The organism is Pedobacter sp. UC225_61, from assembly GCF_044452285.1.
Taxonomy (GTDB): domain Bacteria; phylum Bacteroidota; class Bacteroidia; order Sphingobacteriales; family Sphingobacteriaceae; genus Pedobacter.
Map to the genome: position 1 here is coordinate 2,395,861 of NZ_JBIOAL010000001.1, position 20,234 is coordinate 2,416,094.

Sequence of the window (20,234 nt, forward strand, 5' to 3'; positions counted from 1 at the left end):
ACAAGTTCAGAGTGACGCACCAATGAACAATGAACAATTGAACAAATAAACCACACAATGAACCGATTACAACAACTCTTCCAAAATAAAAAGAAGGATATTCTCTCAATTTATTATACCGCAGGATATCCGAATTTAAATAACACCTTGCAAATTGCTGAGGCTTTAGAAAAATCTGGTGCAGACTTCTTAGAAATTGGGTTTCCCTATTCAGATCCTGTTGCTGATGGACCAATTATACAGGCTAGCAGCAAACAAGCTTTAGATAATGGCATGACGTTGCATTTGCTTTTCGAGCAATTAAAAGACCTCCGAAAAACCGTATCTATCCCTATTTTATTAATGGGTTATGTGAATCCAGTCTTACAATTTGGAGTAGAAAATTTCTGTAAAGCTTGTGCAGAAATAGGAGTAGATGGCTGTATTATTCCAGATTTGCCAATGTATGAATATGAAGAATTGTATCGACCTGCGTTTGAAGCCAACGGAATTAGCAACATCTTTTTAGTTACACCACAAACTTCAGAAGAACGCATTCGCAAAATAGATAAATTGAGTAATGCATTTATTTATCTTCTATCATCAGCGGCAACTACAGGTAAAAATCTTGATGTTTCAGCAAATGCCAGAACTTATTTTGCCCGCATACAAGAGATGAAACTAAATAATCCATTGATGATTGGTTTTGGTATTTCTGATAAACAAACATTTGATGCAGCTAACGAATATGCGAGTGGAGCAATTATAGGAAGTGCTTTTGTAAAATGTTTAGCTAATGGCGATGTAGAAGAAAATGTAAAAACGTTTATGAAGGAGTTTAAGGGTTAGTTTATTAGTTCAATTGTTCATTCTAATTGAAAATCCCTGCCCAATTTCAACTTGAACAAGGATTTTTATTCCAAAATAATGTAAACTCCTCTATTTTTTATGGATTAACTGTTAGATTAATTCTCTTTTGCTTTAAGAACTGAAGAACAGAACCTACAATAAACAATATCAAAAGAATCAGCAATGTTTTTCCTATCAATGGGTCGCTAATATCTTTTGCCAATGGATGTTTAAGAGGAACACGAGTTAAGGTCTCATTAACTGTAGGAATCAAGGATAGAAAAAAGCTAAATGAAAGACAAAAATTTTCAAAATGTCGACTTCTATTGTTGCCTATCTTTTTTAAATAAAGAAAATAGGCAACGAGAACTAAAACAAGAATTAAGATAGAAAAAACATGCCCTGGATTAAAGCCGCCATGTTTTGAAATGCCTAATGCTGTTAATGCAGTAACTACTGTACAATAGAAATATATTTTTCCTGATAATACAGCTAAATTGATTTTACCAAATTTTATATACGATACAATTGCTGATACAATGGCGATTATGCCAATGAGTGTATGAAATATGCCTAAATTGGATAGTCCCATAATTTTAATTTTTAAAATTTGTTGAATTAAGCTAAATGAGCTTCTGAGCTGATCGGGATATTTAAAACTTTAGAGATCAGACAATTCTGCTCTGCACTTTTAGTGATGGCTTCAAAATCTTCTGCACTAACATTAGGAATTGTGCCAGTAATAGTAAGATGTACACCTGTAATAGATAAACCCTCCATTGTAACTGCAGCCTCAGTATCCAATGCTATCGCATTTAATCCTTTTTCTGTTAATGCTGCACTAACAGCCATGGTAAAACACCCTGCATGTGCAGCAGCCAACAACTCTTCTGGATTAGTGCCTGTTTCTCCCTCTGCAAAACGAGTTTTAAAACTGTAGTTTGTTTGGTTTAAAATACCACTTTGTGTTGTTAATTCGCCTTTACCTTCTTTTAAGTTACCTTGCCAATGTGCTTTTGCGTTACGTTTCATTTTTTTTAAGTTTAAATTGTTTGTCGTTATTGACAAGACAAAAGTAACTCTGAACGAAGCAAGGTATTTTGTGGATTAGTCCAATTATTTGTCAATTTGGTTCAATCGATATTTGCTTGGAGTAGTGTTGTATTTATCACGAAAACTTTTGGTAAAATTTGATAAATCATTAAATCCACATTCAAATGCTATATCTGAGATGCCCTTATTCGATAATAACAATAAATCTGTTGATTTTTCTAAACGTTTAGTTTTGATATAGCTAGCAGGTGTGTCATTATAAATTTTTGCAAATTCCCGCTTAAAAGATGATAAACTAAGATTACAATAATCAGCAAGTTCTTCAATAGATACAGCCGTAAAAAGATTTGCCTCTATTATTTGTTTGAAAGAATAAATAGTGGGTGAAAATAATTGAGATAATATCATCTGTATTGCTTCGGCATGATTAGTTTGCGAAAGCAGAATAATTATTTCCTTTAATTTTAAAATTAAAATATCTTCATTAACCAATGTTGGATTTTTAAAATAAAACAGAAGCCCTTCTATATATTTCTGAATTAAAAAATCATTATTAATCCTTTCACTTGTTTTATTTGAAATCTCATTTTTAGGTTTCTGCAATAATGTTGGCATCTCCCTGTCGTAAATTTTCTTTAAAATGCCAGGATGAAAATGTACAATTACAACTTTATTGTTAGCTGTTTCATTAGTACTACTCATCGTATTTCCAACGGTTCTACAATTAAGTAAAACAGATTCTTTTACGGGTATGCCTAACTCTTTTTCATCAATTTTGTAGTGCATTTCGTTTTCCAACATATAATGAAAACAAGCATTATCTGCCACTGGAAACGTTACATTAAAAGGTGGCTTTAACACTAGTATTTCTAATAATGTCTTACCAAATAAATCATATTGTTTATGATCAACTACCATTACTCATCTTATTTCATTTTTACTAATGAGGGATTATACACTTTTGTATTTGATTTAAAAAGTTGCGCCAATGGAACTTTTGTTACTTTCCTATCATACGTAATTAATCCATTAACCTCAACTTCCACATCTGTAGTTTGTGTATAAACTGCAGCAGAAAGTCCCAATGGGATAAGTTCTGTTAAACGTGTGGTAAATAAGTCGTATTTGGCAAATAATTCATCAGCAGTTTTAAAACTTTGATAGCCCCAATTGTTCTTCTGTTGCCAGGTGTTTCCTTCTATTGGAAGTCCCAAGCCGCCATATTCGCCTAACACCAATATGCTTGTCTTTCCAAATAAATCTGGTCTTGGCATACCAGGTTGTGGGTAACTATGGATATCAGTAAAATGACCTGTGTTAAAAAAATTCCCTCCACTAGCGCTGTTTACTAACCTTGAAGGATCTTTTTTCATTGTCCACTCGGTAATTTCAATCGTTTTAAACTGCCCCCAAGCCTCGTTAAAAGGCACCCACACTACAATTGATGGAAAATTATGTAGTGCCTCGATTATTGCATTCCATTCCTTTTTATAGTAGCCTTCAGATTCTGCTGTCCGGTTTTTTTCACTTTCATTATTAATTGTTCCAGGATTTGGGTTCCATCCATTTCCTAAATCACCACTTGGCATATCTTGCCATAACAACATTCCAACTTTATCACAATAATTATAATATCTGGCTGATTCTACTTTAATATGTTTCCTAATCATATTAAAGCCCATTTTCTTCAGTTCATCTACATCAAATTTCATCGCCTCTTCTGTAGGAGGAGTATATAATCCATCTGGCCACCACCCTTGGTCTAACGGACCGAACTGAAATAAAAACTGATTATTTAGCAATATTCGTTTAATTCCTTTGATATCTGTTCCGACAGAAATTTTTCGCATGGCGAAATAACTGGTTACCTGATCTATTGCTTTATTATTTCTAATTAAACTAATGCGTAAATCGTATAAAAATGGGTTTGTTGGCGACCATAATTTCTCATTATTTAGTTTAAGCACAATAGCATCTGCAGTTGCTGAAGTACTTTCTGCAATCACTTGATTTCCCTCTAAAACTTCAACTTTAAATTTATCGGTAGGTTGCGTAGTAGTAAATGTTCCCGAAACCGTTATGGTATGCGCATCAATATCAGGTATTTGTTTTGTGGCAACTATATAACTTTCGGGTACAGCTTCTAACCAAACCGTTTGCCAAATACCTGTAACTGGCGTATACCATATACCGTGTGGTTTTTTTACCTGCTTACCTCTAGGTTGAGGTCCCTCATCTGTTGGATCCCATACACGAATTTTAATTTCTTGTGCAGCTCCCTTTTTTAAGGCCGAAGTGATATTGAAACTAAACGGATCATATCCACCTTCGTGAATACCTACACTTTTACCATTTATAAAAACTTCTGTTTGCCAATCTACCGCTCCAAAATGTAATAAAACTTGTTTTCCTTGCAGAGCTGATGAAATAGCAATTTCATTTTTATACCAAAGAACACTGTCTTTACCTACAGTCTTTTGAACACCAGATAGCGCTGATTCCACTGCAAATGGAACTAAAATCTTTCCCTCAAATCGTGTTGGGGTTTCTTTTTTTGGAACAATGGCATAATCCCATAAACCATTTAAGTTTTGCCAATTGTTGCTTCGTACCAATTGTGGTCTGGGATATTCTGGTAATGGCGAATTAGGATTTACCTGTATTGCCCAAGGTGTTAAAATCTTATCAGTTTTGAGTTTCCATTGAGTTTGCGCATGTAATTGTATAATTAACAATGCAAAAATCCCTGCTAAAATGGTTTTTATCTTCATGGTGGTATTTGGTTAGTCAGAACTAATATAGTTTATTTTATAGCATATAAATTAACGTTAACTATGAGCTTTAGTCTTTCCAATTCCTTTTAGGTAAATAAAGCCAGTAACACCAGCTAAAACCGAAGCACATAAAATAGCAAATTTAGCTTCCGAAATATGCTCAGCATCATTAAAAGATAGCAAGGCAATAAATATCGACATGGTAAATCCTATACCTGCTAACATACCTACACCAATTACATGTTTCCATTTTGCACCAGAGGGAAGTTTTGCCAATTTAATTTTTACAGCCAGCCATGAAAACAAAGAAACTCCTATTGTTTTGCCAACAAATAACCCTACAATGATACCTAAGCCAACTGGTGATGCTAAGCCATTCACCATTTCTTTTTGAAAAGTAATGTTGGTATTTGCCAACGCAAAAATTGGCATGATTAAATAGTTTACAGGAATAGTTAACGCATGTTCTAATTTTTCTAATGGAGATTCAATTGCTGTGTTGTTAGTTGGAATGGTAAATGCCAATAGCACACCAGCAATGGTAGCATGTATACCCGAATGATGTACAAAATACCACAGAAAAATGCCTGGAATTAAGTAAAACCACAAGGATTTGACTTTGAAATAGTTTAATGCCAATAGCAATGCAAAAATACCAGTAGCCATAGCTAAATAATTCCAATGTATCTGTGCAGTATAAAAAATAGCAATAACTAAAATAGCACCTAAATCATCGGCTATTGCCAAAGCGGCCAGAAATATTTTTAAGGAGGCAGGAACACTTTTTCCTAATAGTGCAATAATAGCTAATGCAAAAGCGATATCAGTTGCCATTGGAATGCCCCAACCCGAAGCAGTTGCTTCACCTTTGTTAAAAAAGAAATAAATTAAAGCAGGGATAATCATCCCGCCTAATGCGGCTAAAACTGGTAAGGATGCCTTTTTAATACTTGATAATTCACCTTCTATAAGTTCTCTTTTAATCTCTAAGCCCACTAAAAGGAAGAAGATTGCCATTAAGCCATCATTTATCCATGCTGAAACACTATAAATAACAGGAGCAAAGCCGATGTTTTGAGTTAAGAAGGAAGAAAAACCATCGCGATAGCTGGTATTGGCAATAATAAGGGAGATGACAACACAACATAATAAAATAATACCACCATTTTTTTCGGAGGTAAAAAATTTTTTAAAACTAGAATGGTTTATTTTTGCTGGCATGGCTAAAAATAATCAAAACGTTTGAGATAATAGAATGATTTGCATGACGATTGGTTCATTACAAGATAAGGCCTTTAACGATGGATTTAGGTTTTTTTCGAAGACAAATGCAAATCTTCTTACAGTCGAAGGGCTTTTACTGTAACGCAAAGCCCTTCGACTTCAACGCAAAGCTCTTCGACTGTAACGCAAAGCCCTTCGACTTCAACGCAAAGCTCTTCGACTGTAACGCAAAGCCCTTCGACTTCAACGCAAAGCGCTTCGACTTCAACGCAAAGCCCTTCGACTTCAACGCAAAGCCCTTCGACTTTAACGCAAAGCCCTTCGACTTGAACGCAAAGCTCTTCGACTTCAACGCAAAGCCTTCCGACTTGAACGCAAAGTCATTTTCTCGTTAGGTTAAATCGTATAAAAAAAAGTCCCCTAAGAGAACTTAGAGGACTTTAATGTAGAGAGAGCCTTCGACAAGCTCAGGATGACAAAATGTATAATAAGATGATAATTATTACTTAAATAACGTTGCTTTTAAGCTAATTTCAAAAGTACCATTAGCAGAACCTTGTAGGGCAGAGGTTTCGGTAGTATAAAAACCCATAATAGCTAAAGATGATTTGTAGTTCATGCCTGCACCAAATGATGCGCTTTTGCTACTGTGGTACATTCCCATTAAAAACACTTTATTGGTGAAATTGAAGTTTGCCCCTGCATCCCAAATGTTATCATAACCTTTAATGCCTCTATACGCAATTTTAGGTTCAATTTCTATGGCATTAGCTCCTGTTCCTGTATTTATTTTATAACTCACAGCTGCATAAAACAAAGAACGATCTACATCATTTTCTTCTTCTTGTTTTATAAAACTTCTAATGTTAGGGATTACGCCTTCTACATTTAAAGTTTTACTGGTATAAGCGGCACCAAAATCTCCATCAAATAATGAACCTTTATTGTTAAACTGAGCGATAGAAGGATCGGTCATGTCGCCATTTACACCACTGTAATCTACACGTTCATTCATAATTCCTATAGACGCACCAAAGTTTAATTTTTGATCGTCATTGTTTAATGGTAAATGATAGGCATAAGTTGCCATTGCTTTGGTACGTTGCAAAGAACCTGCTTTTTCGTTGTATACATTAACACCTAAGCCTACTTTATTCAGTTTATAATCTGCTGTAATGGATTGCGTATTTGGAGAACCTGGGATATTACTCCATTGCTTACGGTAATTCAAGTTTACATTTAAACCATCAGTTAATCCAGCATATGCTGGATTGATTTGATATTGGTTTAAAAAATACTGCGAACTTAAAGGGTTAAGCTGTGCGTTTGCCTTAGTAGTAAATAGTGCTGTTAAAGCTGTTGTTAGTAGAAGTAAACAAACTGTATGTTTAAATTGGCTATCTATTTTATAATTGAATTTCATGTGATTTAATGCAGTTTAGTTTCTTACAATAGTGATATAACCTTTAAATGGAGCGATGTTGGTGCCAAAATCTATCGTGTAATAATAAGTGTCAGATGCTAGTGGAATTCCGTTAAACGTTCCGTCCCATTGGTTATCATATCCCTTTTTAGTATACACTGTTCTTCCTGATCTATCGAAAATCTTAACTGTATTATTAGGGTAATAATCTATGTTTTGAATGATAAATTTATCGTTCTTGCCATCGCCATTAGGTGTTAAAATGTTAAGTGCTGTGATTTGATAATCGTCTGAAACCTGAATGGTAATTGATTGAACACTTGTACAACCTGAAGCATTTGTACCTGTAACCGTATAGGTAGTTGTTTGTTTGGGTCTAACTGTTAGGGAAGCAGTACCTTGTCCAGCAATAATAGCTGTACTTGGCGACCAGGTGTAACTTACGGCACCGCTTGCTGATAGTATTACAGACGTACCTTTAGAAATAGTGATGCCATTATTGCTTGCTACATTAATAACAGGTAAAGCGTTGATAGTTACTGTTGCTGTACCAGTTTGCGCTTGACTTCCATAGGCATCGGCTACGCTTACTAAAGCATATATAAATGTACCTGCTACATTTGTTGGTACATTTAAAGCTACACTGTTAGCTGTTGATGTAATTGTTCTGTTGCTACTTCCGTTTACGGTATACGTAAATGTATATGGGGCTGTTCCTACAGAACCGGTAAAGGTAACCACAGGTGATGTACCGTTAATACAAACTGGAGCAGTACTAGAAATTGTTGCAACTGGCAATGGACGAATAGTAATTGTTGCTGTACCAGGTTGCGCTTGTCCGCAATTGGCGTCGGCTACACTAACTAAGTTGTAAGCAAAAGTACCAACAACATTGGTTGGAGCTGCTACAGTTATACTGTTGCCAGTTGTGGTAGTTACTGTTTTATTTGCACCCCCATTAATGTTATAGGTAAAGGTATATGGAGCAGTTCCGTTTGCACCTGTAAATGTAATTACTGGGGCAGTTGCATTTGCGGGAACAGCTGTAGTACCACTAATTGTAGCGGTCGCTAAACCATTTACGGTTAACTTAAAGGTTTTGCTTGTGGTATTGATTCCTCCAAAATCTGTATTGCCATTATCTGTAACGGTTACAGTAATGTTAGCAACTCCACTCACATTGTTTTTTAAATGATAGGTGAGGGTTCCCTTATCAGTTCCATTAGGTGCAACTGTTAAGATATCAAATAAATTTGCGTTATCTGAAGTAACCGATAAGGTGGTTGTTTGTGAGGTTTCTGCACCGGCAGATATTCCTGTTAAGCCTACATTTTGGTTCACTGAAGTATAACATATCGCCTGATTTGCAATAGCTGCTAAAGTTGGTTCGTCGTTACCAAATAAATACCTCGATCTAATTGGATAATGATCCGTTGTAGTAGTGTTGTAATTGGTCACTAAGTTTTTAACCGCGTCTAATACTTCGGCTGTTCCAGGTACATAATTCGCATTTAAAGCTTTAGTGATAATTACATTGTCAATAACCGTTGGAAAACCTGCTGTTGATTGTTTTCCTGCTAAGCTTAAAGGCAGGGTAATGGGGAAGTAGTTTGTAGGGTCATTGATAAAATCTGAATATGAAGTTCCAGTACCAGCAGGCATTGGCGCAATTGTTTTATCAGGATCTAATACATCGTTATAATCACCTAAAATTAATACTTTTTTGCCAGCAAGGTTTGCGTCTATCCAGTTTTTAAATTGAAGATTTCCACCTTTTCTACGATTATAAGCATCAATTTGATCGGAAACAGGACCTGTATTTGCTTTTGCATGAATTTCTATAAACGTAACGATGTCTTTTTTACCGTTGATGGTTACCTCAGCTTCCATGGCAAAAGGAAAACGACCCGATGACCAGTTTTTATACGGCGTTCCATCTGCGCTTGTACTTGCGATGGCGGGATTATAAGTGTCTTGCAGTACACCATAGGTTCTAATTGGTTTAATTAGATCAGTACGGTACATAAAAGCCAATTTCTGTGCTAATGGATAATCTACATCTGTTTTATTATCTGCATAAGAACCAAACTCGCTAAAGATGACATTATATCCCGCTGGTAAAACTGTATTTCTAAATAAAGTGGTATCTACAACTTCGGCGAAGCCATAAATATCTGCATTAATATTATTTACAACTGTTTTCACATTTGCAGCTTGTTGGGTATCATTTGATGGGTCTTGTGCTGGACTACCAAACCATTCGATGTTCCAATTCACAACTTCTAACGTGTTAGCGATATCAAATGTATTGCCAGATAAGGCTACATTTTTACCAGAAGAACCATTTGTTGCAATAGTTACATTACCTGCATATGTTGAATTTGCTGCTGTTGGCGAAAACTTAGCATACACTGTTTGTGAAGTATTATTGATGGTTGCTTTGGTATACGTTAAGCTGGCGCCAAAATTACCACCACTTGTTTTTGATATGGTGAAATTAGCTGGAGCGGTTAAGGTAACATCATCTGTTAGATTACCTGCTGAAAAACCAAATGTTTTTTCTGTTGAAGTAGTGCCTACTGCTTGGAAACCAAAGTTTAAACTAGAAGGCGAAGCAGTAATATCTACTGGTGGAACAGTAGCAGAATTAGTTACTGCAAAATCATCAATTGTCCAACGGCTAGCCGACGAAGTAGTAGAGGTATATACAAAAGCGACATATACTGGGGTAGCTTTGTATGCCGATAAATCTATAAAATCAGATTTTGTCCAAGTATCTGAAGCAGTTTCAGGGAATTTGCCATCAATAGCTGTCCAAGTTGCCAAGTTAGGGTTTCCTGTTCCAGTATAATTAGTGGATACTTTAAGTTGTAATTTATCACCTGCAAATGCTGATCTTGTCCAGAAAGACAATACCGCGTAATTCATAGCTGATAGATTTAAAGCAGGAGAAATTAACCAATCTTCATTTAGAATATTACCACTTGAAAAACCATTAATTTGTAAGGCATTACCTATGCTCGCTTTACCTGCTGGATCTGTACCATCGTGACCAAAAGTAGTGGTACAACCCCAAGTTTGTGGACCAGTTACACTATATTGATAAAAGCCATCTGATAAAGCAGGACTTCCTACAGTAGTACAATTTTCGAAACTGAAAGCGGTTTGATTCGGATCTATACCTGGACCTGTTAGTGCAACATTCATTGTAGTAGCACCAGCGCTTGCATTTGAAATTGAACCCGTTGCGTTACCAGCAACTGTTGGGGTAAAATTAACATACACTGTTGGATTAGCCGCTATTTCTGCTGTGCTAAAACTTACTGAATTAGAATACACTAAATTGTTTTTAGAAATTGAAAATGGTGCGCTTACTGAAACCGTAGTGGTGTTTGTTAAATTGCCACCACTTAATACATATGTTTTAGCAGGTGATGTTGTGCCCACAGCTTGGTTGGCAAATGCTAAACTTGTTGGTGTGATGGTTAAATAAGGTCCACTAGTTGAAGCCGGTTCTGTAACTGTTGAGTTTTGAGGATTTGGTGCTGTTGCTACAAAATCTGTTGAGTTTTCATCACTATCAAAACCATTCCCTAGAAATTCTTCTGATCCACCAGTACCTAAAGTAATTGCGGTAGAAGTTGAGCTTGCCTTCCTTTCTAAAGAAGTTGAGTTTGTAATGACTACTGCTGGAGCGGTCCCTTCATAGCCGTTTGCTGTAGGACCGAAACCAACTTTATCAACAATTGCTGATCCAGTTGGATTTGCACCTGTTTGGGCTGCTGATAAATTACTTAAAAGAACTTTGCCAGTTGTACCAGATAAATTAAGCGTACCTATTTTATCAGGCGTTGGTAAGTTTAAGGTTCCATTTGCGCCTGCTGCTTCTTGAATTAAATAAAAACTTTTAGGTGCAATACTACCAGATAAAACGGTTGCTTGCCATGCTCCAGTCCCCGTAGCACTTGCATATTGTACTGACCAATTCGTTAAATCTACAGTTGAATTAGTTGGATTATATAATTCAATGAAATCATTTTTATACGTAGCGCCAGAGTTTCCACCACCACCATAAACTTCACTAATCACTACATGATTTGCGCCAGTTGGTTCTATCACTAATGAGTTTTGAGGGTTTGGTGCCTGTACTACAAAGTCTGCATTGTTATTATCAGTATCTTGTCCATTTCCGGCAAATTCTTCTGAGCCTCCAACTGTTAAGGTTGTTGCGGTAGAAGTTGAGCTTGCTTTACGTTCGATAGAAGTAGAATTTGATATTACTGGAGTTGGAGCGCCTTCAAAACCAGAGGCTGTAGGACCAAAACCAACCTTATCAATTACAGCAGCACTAGATGGATTTGCACCATTTAAAGCTGTAACCGCATTACTTAGAATAACTTTTCCTGTAGTGCCAGAAAGTGCTAGAGTTCCAGTTGCATCGGGTGTTGGTAGATTTATTGTTCCATTTGCACCTGCAGCTTCTTGTACAAGATAAAATCCTTTTGCAGGAATGCTTCCGGTTAATGGCGTAACTGCCCAGTTTCCTGTACCTGTTGCACTTAAATATTGTACTGACCAACCGGTTAAATCTACGGCTGCATTGCTAGGGTTATATAATTCGATAAAATCATTTTTATAGGTTGCACCTGCATTTCCACCACCTCCATACACTTCACTAATTACTACATGAACAGGTGGTGCAGGAGGAGCAGTTCCCGTTCCAGTAAGTGCAACACTTGCCGAAACTGCATTTGTACTTACATTTAAAGCATTATCGTTTGCAACAGCTGCACTTGTTGGACTAAAGCGAACGTAAACGGTTGGACTTGCTGCTACCTCTACAGTAGTATAAGTTAGAGAAGAGGTAAAAGTAGTATTGTCTTTAGAAACTGTAAAAGGAGCTGTGGTACTTACTGTTACATCATTTGTTAAACCAGTTCCGCTTAAGATGTAATTCTGAGAAGTTGAATTTGTCCCAACGTTTTGGGTTCCAAAATCAAGTGAAGTTTTGCTTGCATTAACTGTTCCAGCAATTCCTGTTCCATCTACAGCTACATTAACTTGTGTTGCGCCATTGCTAGTATTGGTTATATTGCCAGTTGCACTTCCGCCCGCAGTAGGGGTAAAATTAACATATACCGTAGGGTTTGCAGCTATTTCTGCCGTGCTAAAGCTTATCGAATTGGAATAGACAAGATTATTTTTAGAAACTGTAAACGGTGCTAAAGCGGTTACGGTTACGTTTGAAGTTAAATTCGAACCACTTAATACATAAGTTTGAGAAGTTGTACTGCCCACATTTTGACTACCAAAAGCTAAAGTGGTTGGGGTAGCATTTAATGTTGGTGTATTTGTAGCTGCATTGGTAACAGTACCACCAATAGCAAAACCACTTGCACCAGACGAACTAGAAGTAAATCCCCATCCTCCAGTAGTTGTTTGTCCGCTAGCGTAATAACGTAATGTTACTGTTGTGCCTTCTGCAACGTTTTGCAAAGCAGAAATAGCAGCTAAATTTACTGTACTTAATGTTAAAGATGTTGAAGTTATTGGTGAACCAATTAAAGTAAAAGTTGTTCCATCTAAACTATATGCAAATTGTGATGTTACTCCTGGAGTATTAAAGAAACTTGTTGTTCCTGCAAATTTCGCATCAATACTGGTTAAAGAAAGTTGCTTTCCAGCAGCTGGAGCTAATGCAACTTGAAAATAATCAGTATTTGCTGTAGAAATACCTTCATTTTTAAAACCTTGTGTTCTGAAAGAGTTTGCACCAGCACTTGCTGCGGCTCCACTTCCACGAGTTAAAATAGGTGCAGCTGCAAGACCTACATCATAGGTGTTTGCTGTTGAGGTTGCTAATTGATTTTGCCCAGTAAAATCCCAGTTGGCAATTTGTGCACAAACGTTAGTAGGCAAATAAAGACTGATAGCAAAAAGAAAAAGGAGTAAAAGTTTTCTCATATAATTTATTTAAAAAACAAATGTATACGCAAAAACAATATTTCAAAGTTAAGTTATTGTTAAATATTCATTTTGTGGAAAACTAAATATAATCTTCTGTTAATTTTATCGTTATCAGAATTTTCTGAAACTATTAGTTAACTTTTTAGCTTGTAATAATAAGTTGGCTTAAAAGAAATCTTCAATATTTCCCTTGCCTTCACGAATAATTTCAAAATCACCTGAGGTACAATCAATAACTGTAGACGCTTCATTGTCGCCATATCCACCATCAATTACAGCATCAACTTGCTCTTGATATTTTTCATAAATTAATTCTGGGTCGGTAGAATATTCAATCAATTCATCATCATCTTTTATAGAGGTAGAAATGATCGGATTGCCTAGTTTTTCAACAATTGCCCTTGCTATATCGTTATCAGGCACACGAATACCCACTGTTTTTTTATTAGAACTTAATAATTTTGGTACATTATTATTTGCGTTAAAAATAAAAGTAAAAGGTCCTGGCAATGCTTTTTTTAATACTCGAAAAGTTACTGTGTCTATTGGCTTAATGAAATCAGAAATGTGTCGTAAATCTGAGCAAATGAATGAGAAATTAGCCTTTTCTGGTTTTATCCCGCGAATGCGACAAATTTTTTCAATTGCTTTTTGATTCGTAATATCGCAACCTAATCCATAAACAGTATCCGTTGGGTAAATAATTAAACCACCTTTTTTTAATATTTCAACAACTTGTTCAATTGCTTTTGGATTTGGGTTTTCTGGATAAATCTTGATTAGCATATGTAAAAATAACAAAATTAGGTGCGAGTTGTTTACAACATTAGATTAATATTACTTAAAGAGATAGGTTTTTGCTTATTTTTGATAGTTATCTGAGCTAAATAATTAAATATGAGAAAAGCATTTATAGCCATTGCCGCATTTTTAGTAGCCTTAACTATTATGTTAGGATTGTATCATCCATTTTTATGGTGGATTTTTATTTTTACTGGACCATTTGTTATTCTGGGTATTTACGATTTATATCAACCTAAACATAGTATTGTTCGAAATTACCCTGTTTTTGGGCGATTGAGATATTTTATGGAAGAATTGAGGCCGAAAATCTATCAATATTTTGTAGAGAGTGATACCAATGGAAAACCATTTAATAGATTAAATCGCTCATTAATTTACCAAAGAGCAAAAAAAGATAATGATACCATTCCGTTCGGAACACAATTAGATGTTTATGAGAACGGTTATGAGTGGTTAAGCCATAGTATTGCAGCAATTAGTCACCATGAGTTGGATGTTAATCCGCGTGTAATGATTGGCGGACCAGATTGCAAACAACCTTATTCTGCTAGTATTTATAATATATCTGCCATGAGTTTTGGTTCTTTAAGTCAGAATGCAATTTTGGCTTTAAATGGTGGTGCTAAAATGGGAAATTTTGCTCATAACACAGGAGAAGGCGGTATAAGTGATTACCATGCTGGCCCAGGTGGAGATTTAATTTGGCAAATAGGAACAGGATATTTCGGTTGCAGACATCATGATGGTTCATTTAATTATGAAGCTTTTGCTGAGCGTTCGCAAACTGAAAATGTAAAAATGATCGAAATAAAACTTTCTCAAGGTGCAAAACCTGGTCATGGTGGTATTTTGCCAGCAAAGAAAGTAACACCAGAAATTGCTAGAATACGTCTGGTAAAAGAAGGTTACGATGTGATTTCTCCTCCAGCACATGCTGCATTTTCTACTCCATTAGAAATGATGGATTTTGTAAAGAAACTGAGAGAATTATCTAACGGAAAACCTATTGGATTTAAATTGTGTATTGGCAGAAGAAGTGAGTTTTTTGCCATTTGCAAAGCAATGATAGAAACAGGAATTTATGTAGATTTTATCACTGTTGATGGGGGAGAAGGTGGAACAGGAGCGGCGCCTCAAGAATTTTCTAACGCTGTAGGAATGCCTTTGCGTGAAGGAGTTGCTTTTGTGTATGATGTTTTGAGTGGATTTAATTTGAAGAAACACATTAAAATTATCGCTTCTGGTAAAATTTCTTCAGGATTTGATTTAGTTAAAAACATTGCCCTTGGTGCAGATTTATGTAATTCGGCTAGAGGGATGATGTTTGCTTTAGGCTGCATTCAGGCATTAGAATGTAACAGTAATACCTGCCCAACAGGAGTTGCAACCCAAGATGAAAGTTTAATGAAAGGTTTAGTGGTTGAAGATAAAACAGTAAGGGTATTTAATTTCCACAGATTAACGGTTCAAAGTGCGGTAGAATTATTGGGCGCTGCAGGTTTACGACATCCTTATCAATTAACTAGAGCCTATATCAACCGAAGAATTGGTCAGAATGTAATGCAATCTTACATGGAAACTTTTCCTTATATCCCAGAGGGAAGTTTAACTCAAACACCATATCCATCTCAACATGAATTAGGAATGGCTTTAAGTACATCGGCTAGTTTTGCACCTACAGATTATAAAGTTTCTGCAGTGGATTATCAAAATGCAAGTGCGCATAGTAGTTAAAAAAGATTACGTCACCCTGAATTTATTTCAGGGTCTTTCATGCTAAAAAGATGCTGAAATAAATTCAGCATGACGAATAGTAAATAAAAAAGTCGCTTAACATTTGCTAAGCGACTTTTTTACAGACTGTATCTTTCGGACTTTCTATCTTTCCTACTACTTTAAAATTCAGCGCTTTTTGGAAATCTTGGGAAAGCGATTACATCTCTAATATTTGTCATTCCGGTTACGAATAAAACTAAACGTTCGAAACCTAAACCAAAACCTGCATGTGGTGCAGATCCAAAACGACGTGTATCTAAATACCACCATAATTCTTCTTGTGGAATATTCATTTCTTGCATACGTTTTGTTAGCATATCCATACGTTCTTCACGTTGCGAACCACCAATCATTTCGCCAATACCAGGAAATAAAATATCCATTGCGGCAACAGTTTTTCCATCATCATTCATACGCATGTAAAACGATTTGATATCTTTTGGATAATCTGTTAAAATTACTGGTTTTTTAAAGTGTTTTTCTACTAAATAACGCTCATGTTCACTTTGTAAATCAGCCCCCCATTCATCAATTAAATACTTAAACTGCTTTTTCTGATTTGGTTTTGAGTGCTTTAATATTTGTATTGCTTCGGTATATGTTAAACGTTCGAAATCATTTGCTAAGCAGAAATTTAATTTTTCAATTAACGATAATTCACTTCTTTCTTGTTGTGGCTTAGATTTTTCTTCGTCTAATAAACGGTCATTTAAAAATGCTAATTCGTCTTTGCAGTTTTCTAAAGCATAGCTGATGATATATTTCATCATATCTTCAGCCAATTGCATATTGTTTTCTAAATCTGCAAAGGCGATTTCTGGCTCAATCATCCAAAATTCTGCTAGATGGCGAGTAGTATTTGAGTTTTCAGCTCTGAAAGTCGGGCCAAAAGTATAAATCTGGCCAAAAGCCATTGCTGCTAATTCACCTTCTAGTTGACCAGAAACAGTTAAATTAGTTGCACGACCAAAAAAATCAGCTGAAAAATCTACTTTTCCATCATCAGTTCTTGGCGTTTTATCAAAATCTAATGTGGTTACTTTAAACATTTCGCCCGCACCTTCTGCATCACTTGCTGTAATTACAGGAGTATGCATGTATACAAATCCTCTTTCGTTGTAAAACTGATGAATGGCAAACGCTAAGGCATGGCGAATTTTAAATACGGCGTTAAACGTATTGGTACGGAAACGTAAATGTGCTTTTTCTCTTAAAAACTCTAAACTATGTTTTTTAGGTTGCAAGGGATATTCTTCTGCATTGCTATCTCCTAAAATTTCAATCGAATTTGCTTTAATATCTACTTTCTGTCCCTTTCCTAAAGATTCCACTAAAATTCCTTTCACAGCAATAGCCGCTCCAGTAGTAATTCGTTTCAATAAATCTTCATTTGTATTCGCAAAATCAACAACAATTTGAATATTTCCCATGCAAGAACCATCGTTCAATGCTATAAACTGATTGTTGCGAAAAGTACGCACCCAACCCATTACGGTAACTTCTGTATCAAATGCTGTTGAATTCAGCAAGTCTATTATTTTCTCTCTCTTGATCATGCTCAGTAACTTTATAAAAGCGTCAAAAATAAGGATTTAATCATTAATTTCCTTATTTCTTTGTGCTTACTTTAATTAAAATCAATTTTTATTTTTCATTTTAATCGTTATGTTTGTTACATAAACTACTTGTTCGTTAATTGTGTTATATCTAGGAAAACAGCTAACTAGTAGAAGATTTATCGGTGATCCTAAATTATTTTCTTTAGAAGAGAGGATATTCAATACAGTTTCCCTTTTTGTCTTCATTTCAATGTGTTTTGAAATTCCATTTAACCTTTATATGGGTTTAATGGTTTCCGCTTTCCTTTCCATATTTGGATTAATTTTTTGTGCTGCTCTTTATTATTTATCGCGTTTTAAAAGAAAATCAAAATTAGGAATTAACCTTTTTTGTTTGTTGTGTAATGCGGCTATAACAGGTAGCTATTTTTATAATTCTGGTATCAACGGCCCAAACTTCTTAATGTTTTTACTGGTCTTTTTCTTGAGTGTATCTATTATACCGAAGAAAAATTTCAAGATATGGCTGCCACTTAATCTTCTTTTAGTTTTATCAATCATAGTTATTGAATATGTATATCCTGAACTAATTCCAAATGTTTATACGGATGAGTTGAGCAAGACAATTGATTTTAGTTTTACATATATTATAGTTGGCGGTTTAATTTATTTGGTAGTTAGTTATATCCGTAAAAATTATGACTATGAACGTGTTTCTGCATTAGAAAAAAATATCGCTATAGAAGAGCAAAAAAAAGAACTTGAACGTCTAAATTCTGAGAAGGATAAACTTTTTTCTATCGTTTCACATGATATAAGAATGCCATTAAATTCTATACAAGGGTATTTGGAAATGTTATCCGAACATGATCTTGATGAATATGAAAAAGAATATTTAAAGCAACAATTATTGCAGTTAACCCGCGATACCTCTGACATGGTATTAAATATTTTATCGTGGTCTAAAACCCAGATGGAAGGTTCGTATGTTGAATTGGAGCAGTTAAATGTTAGCGAAGCATTAAAAGCCGGGCTTAATATTGAAAAAAATGCTGCTAAAAGAAAAGGAGTAGATCTTGTGATAAAAACAGATGATAATTTAACTATTCTTGCTGATAAAAATATGCTTCAGTTGGTAATTCGTAATTTGGTAAACAATGCAATTAAATTTACTCAAAATGGTGGTTTAATTACCTTAACTACACAAAGAAAAGGAGAAGATTGCTGTATTTCTATTAAAGACAATGGGTTAGGTATCGAACCAGAACAACAAGAAAACCTTTTCAAGCTTAAAGCAATATCAACTTATGGTACTAATAATGAAAGAGGAATTGGATTAGGGTTATTGTTGTGTAAAGAATTTACTGATTTGCAAGGCGGAAAAATATGGTTTGAACGTAACACAGATAAAGGCTCTAGCTTTTTCCTTTCGTTCAAATTGGCTAATTAATTGGCAAAGAAATATAGAATGATGCTCCTTTGTTCTTGCCTTCACTTTCTGCCCAAACCTTACCTTTATGGAGCTCAATTAGCATTTTAACTATAGATAAACCTAAGCCATTTGAATGCTCTCTAGCTGTTGGTATGGCACTTAGTTTAGCAAATTTTGTAAATAATTTCCCCATGTCTTCTTCTGACAATCCTTGACCTTGATCTTTAAATTCAATAATTAATTGATCATTAGCTGTATTTACATTAATTATGATTTCGGTATTTGCATTTGCATATTTTAAGGCATTACTTAGCAAATTTTCAAAAGCATCTTGTAACCTTGTCAAATCTGCCCAAATAACAGTTGTACAATTACATACTATTTTAATATTTTGATTTTTTTGAATGGCTAAAAGCTCAAAATTCTTTTTGACTAATGTTAATAATTGGAAAACATCAACCTCTTGAAGATTTAATCTGAATTCTCCATTTTCTACTTGTGATAATTCGAGTATATTATTTAAACTGCTTAGCATTCCATTTGCAGCATTTTTTATCCGATCAGCAAAGTTTGCTACAATTTTTGGATCATCTGCCTTCTTTTTAATTAACTCTGCAGAGAGTGCAATAGTCGTGTTAGGATTTTTTAGATCATGAACAATTCTGTTCATCATGTCAGTTTGTGTTCGCAAAGCTTTTCGAGTAGATAACCGCAACTCTAGTTCATCCATAACAATAGATGATAATGTTTCCAGCATCTTTAATTGTTGTCGTGTTACTTTCTTTGGTTCGGTATCTAGTACACAAACTGTACCTAGTTGTAAACCTTCCATGGTTCTAAGTGGAGCCCCAGCATAAAATCTAATCCCGTTCTCCATTACTACAAAAGGGTTGCTTGCTAATTCTGGAACGGTAAGTACATTTTCAAATAGAGTAACATCCTCATTTAAGATAGCAATTGAACAAAAACTATCTTTTCTGTCCACTTCTGTAGCTTCTAATGGACTAATATTGGTTTTGAAAAAAACACGTTCACGATCTACAAAAGTTACTTGAGCAATTGGCGAATTGAAAATCTGTGCTGCTAAAATAGCTATTTTGTCAAAAGCATCTTCTGCTGGAGTATCTAAGATATCGTAAGTATGAAGTTTCTGAATACGCTCATTATCGTTAGCAGGAATTATAGATGATGGTATTTGAAAATCATTCATTCTTAGTTGCCATTTTGTAATTAACAAATATAGCTTAATAAGCTATAATAATAAGAACTCTAATTTCTTTTAATTTTTTATAAAATTGATTAAAATTTAACAAAATTTATATTTTAAATAGTTTTTTTTAAAATTATACTGTTATTTTATAGTTAAATTCATTTTATTAGTATATTTTTTAGAT

General features: G+C 34.9%; 14 protein-coding genes. 4 read left to right on the top strand and 10 right to left on the bottom strand.

Going from position 1 to position 20,234, the window contains the following annotated elements:
* Nucleotides 1–57 precede the first annotated feature (57 nt).
* Complete coding sequence (gene trpA, locus ACHMWN_RS11100) at nt 58–828, top strand: tryptophan synthase subunit alpha (protein WP_397300883.1); 771 nt, start codon at nt 58–60, stop codon at nt 826–828.
* Nucleotides 829–925: 97 nt separating this feature from the next.
* Here trpA and ACHMWN_RS11105 read toward each other — a convergent pair whose 3' ends face one another.
* The 5 genes from ACHMWN_RS11105 to nhaA form a co-directional block, all read right to left on the bottom strand.
* A complete protein-coding gene (locus ACHMWN_RS11105) occupies nt 926–1,420 on the bottom strand; it encodes a hypothetical protein (RefSeq protein ID WP_397300886.1) in 495 nt (164 codons plus the stop codon).
* Between the two features lie 26 nt (nt 1,421–1,446).
* A complete protein-coding gene (locus ACHMWN_RS11110; RefSeq protein ID WP_397300889.1) occupies nt 1,447–1,860 on the bottom strand; it encodes an OsmC family peroxiredoxin in 414 nt (137 codons plus the stop codon).
* A gap of 84 nt (nt 1,861–1,944) precedes the next feature.
* Nucleotides 1,945–2,799: a helix-turn-helix domain-containing protein gene (locus tag ACHMWN_RS11115; RefSeq protein WP_397300891.1), complete on the bottom strand. Its 855-nt coding sequence runs from the start codon at nt 2,797–2,799 to the stop codon at nt 1,945–1,947.
* Between the two features lie 8 nt (nt 2,800–2,807).
* Nucleotides 2,808–4,652 carry a glycoside hydrolase family 2 protein gene (locus ACHMWN_RS11120; RefSeq protein WP_397300894.1) on the bottom strand — a complete coding sequence of 615 codons (1,845 nt, stop codon included), beginning with the start codon at nt 4,650–4,652 and terminating at the stop codon, nt 2,808–2,810.
* A 57-nt stretch (nt 4,653–4,709) separates the two neighbouring features.
* A complete protein-coding gene (gene nhaA, locus ACHMWN_RS11125) occupies nt 4,710–5,876 on the bottom strand; it encodes a Na+/H+ antiporter NhaA (RefSeq protein ID WP_397300896.1) in 1,167 nt (388 codons plus the stop codon).
* 107 nt (nt 5,877–5,983) lie between these two features.
* Here nhaA and ACHMWN_RS11130 point away from each other — a divergent pair, with 107 nt between their 5' ends.
* A complete protein-coding gene (locus ACHMWN_RS11130; protein WP_397300899.1) occupies nt 5,984–6,274 on the top strand; it encodes a hypothetical protein in 291 nt (96 codons plus the stop codon).
* 107 nt (nt 6,275–6,381) lie between these two features.
* Here ACHMWN_RS11130 and ACHMWN_RS11135 read toward each other — a convergent pair whose 3' ends face one another.
* From ACHMWN_RS11135 to ACHMWN_RS11145, 3 genes are all read right to left on the bottom strand, one after another.
* Complete coding sequence (locus ACHMWN_RS11135) at nt 6,382–7,302, bottom strand: PorP/SprF family type IX secretion system membrane protein (protein ID WP_397300901.1); 921 nt, start codon at nt 7,300–7,302, stop codon at nt 6,382–6,384.
* 15 nt (nt 7,303–7,317) lie between these two features.
* Entirely contained in the window at nt 7,318–13,266 is a 5,949-nt protein-coding gene (locus ACHMWN_RS11140) for a lamin tail domain-containing protein (RefSeq protein ID WP_397300902.1), read from the bottom strand.
* A 168-nt stretch (nt 13,267–13,434) separates the two neighbouring features.
* Nucleotides 13,435–14,055, bottom strand: coding sequence for an L-threonylcarbamoyladenylate synthase (locus tag ACHMWN_RS11145; protein ID WP_397300905.1), 621 nt, complete (start codon nt 14,053–14,055; stop codon nt 13,435–13,437).
* Between the two features lie 111 nt (nt 14,056–14,166).
* Here ACHMWN_RS11145 and ACHMWN_RS11150 point away from each other — a divergent pair, with 111 nt between their 5' ends.
* Entirely contained in the window at nt 14,167–15,807 is a 1,641-nt protein-coding gene (locus ACHMWN_RS11150; protein WP_397300907.1) for an FMN-binding glutamate synthase family protein, read from the top strand.
* Nucleotides 15,808–15,968: 161 nt separating this feature from the next.
* Here ACHMWN_RS11150 and asnS read toward each other — a convergent pair whose 3' ends face one another.
* Nucleotides 15,969–17,405: an asparagine--tRNA ligase gene (gene asnS / locus ACHMWN_RS11155; RefSeq protein WP_397300910.1), complete on the bottom strand. Its 1,437-nt coding sequence runs from the start codon at nt 17,403–17,405 to the stop codon at nt 15,969–15,971.
* 142 nt (nt 17,406–17,547) lie between these two features.
* Here asnS and ACHMWN_RS11160 point away from each other — a divergent pair, with 142 nt between their 5' ends.
* The gene (locus ACHMWN_RS11160; protein WP_397300912.1) at nt 17,548–18,858 is read left to right on the top strand and encodes a sensor histidine kinase; all 1,311 of its coding nucleotides are present in this window, start codon (nt 17,548–17,550) and stop codon (nt 18,856–18,858) included.
* Here the strand turns inward: ACHMWN_RS11160 and ACHMWN_RS11165 are convergent.
* Complete coding sequence (locus ACHMWN_RS11165; RefSeq protein ID WP_397300914.1) at nt 18,851–20,050, bottom strand: ATP-binding protein; 1,200 nt, start codon at nt 20,048–20,050, stop codon at nt 18,851–18,853. The two genes, ACHMWN_RS11160 and ACHMWN_RS11165, sit on opposite strands and share 8 nt — an antisense overlap.
* Nucleotides 20,051–20,234 lie beyond the last annotated feature (184 nt).

Bases quoted from the DNA above. Each gene is read 5' to 3' on its own strand.
- ACHMWN_RS11140 (WP_397300902.1), bottom strand. From the start codon at position 13,266: ATGAGAAAACTTTTACTCCTTTTTCTTTTTGCTATCAGTCTTTATTTG.
- ACHMWN_RS11130 (WP_397300899.1), top strand. From the start codon at position 5,984: ATGCAAATCTTCTTACAGTCGAAGGGCTTTTACTGTAACGCAAAGCCC.
- ACHMWN_RS11120 (WP_397300894.1), bottom strand. From the start codon at position 4,652: ATGAAGATAAAAACCATTTTAGCAGGGATTTTTGCATTGTTAATTATA.
- ACHMWN_RS11145 (WP_397300905.1), bottom strand. From the start codon at position 14,055: ATGCTAATCAAGATTTATCCAGAAAACCCAAATCCAAAAGCAATTGAA.
- asnS (WP_397300910.1), bottom strand. From the start codon at position 17,405: ATGATCAAGAGAGAGAAAATAATAGACTTGCTGAATTCAACAGCATTT.
- trpA (WP_397300883.1), top strand. From the start codon at position 58: ATGAACCGATTACAACAACTCTTCCAAAATAAAAAGAAGGATATTCTC.
- ACHMWN_RS11110 (WP_397300889.1), bottom strand. From the start codon at position 1,860: ATGAAACGTAACGCAAAAGCACATTGGCAAGGTAACTTAAAAGAAGGT.
- ACHMWN_RS11105 (WP_397300886.1), bottom strand. From the start codon at position 1,420: ATGGGACTATCCAATTTAGGCATATTTCATACACTCATTGGCATAATC.
- ACHMWN_RS11165 (WP_397300914.1), bottom strand. From the start codon at position 20,050: ATGAATGATTTTCAAATACCATCATCTATAATTCCTGCTAACGATAAT.
- ACHMWN_RS11115 (WP_397300891.1), bottom strand. From the start codon at position 2,799: ATGGTAGTTGATCATAAACAATATGATTTATTTGGTAAGACATTATTA.
- ACHMWN_RS11150 (WP_397300907.1), top strand. From the start codon at position 14,167: ATGAGAAAAGCATTTATAGCCATTGCCGCATTTTTAGTAGCCTTAACT.
- nhaA (WP_397300896.1), bottom strand. From the start codon at position 5,876: ATGCCAGCAAAAATAAACCATTCTAGTTTTAAAAAATTTTTTACCTCC.
- ACHMWN_RS11135 (WP_397300901.1), bottom strand. From the start codon at position 7,302: ATGAAATTCAATTATAAAATAGATAGCCAATTTAAACATACAGTTTGT.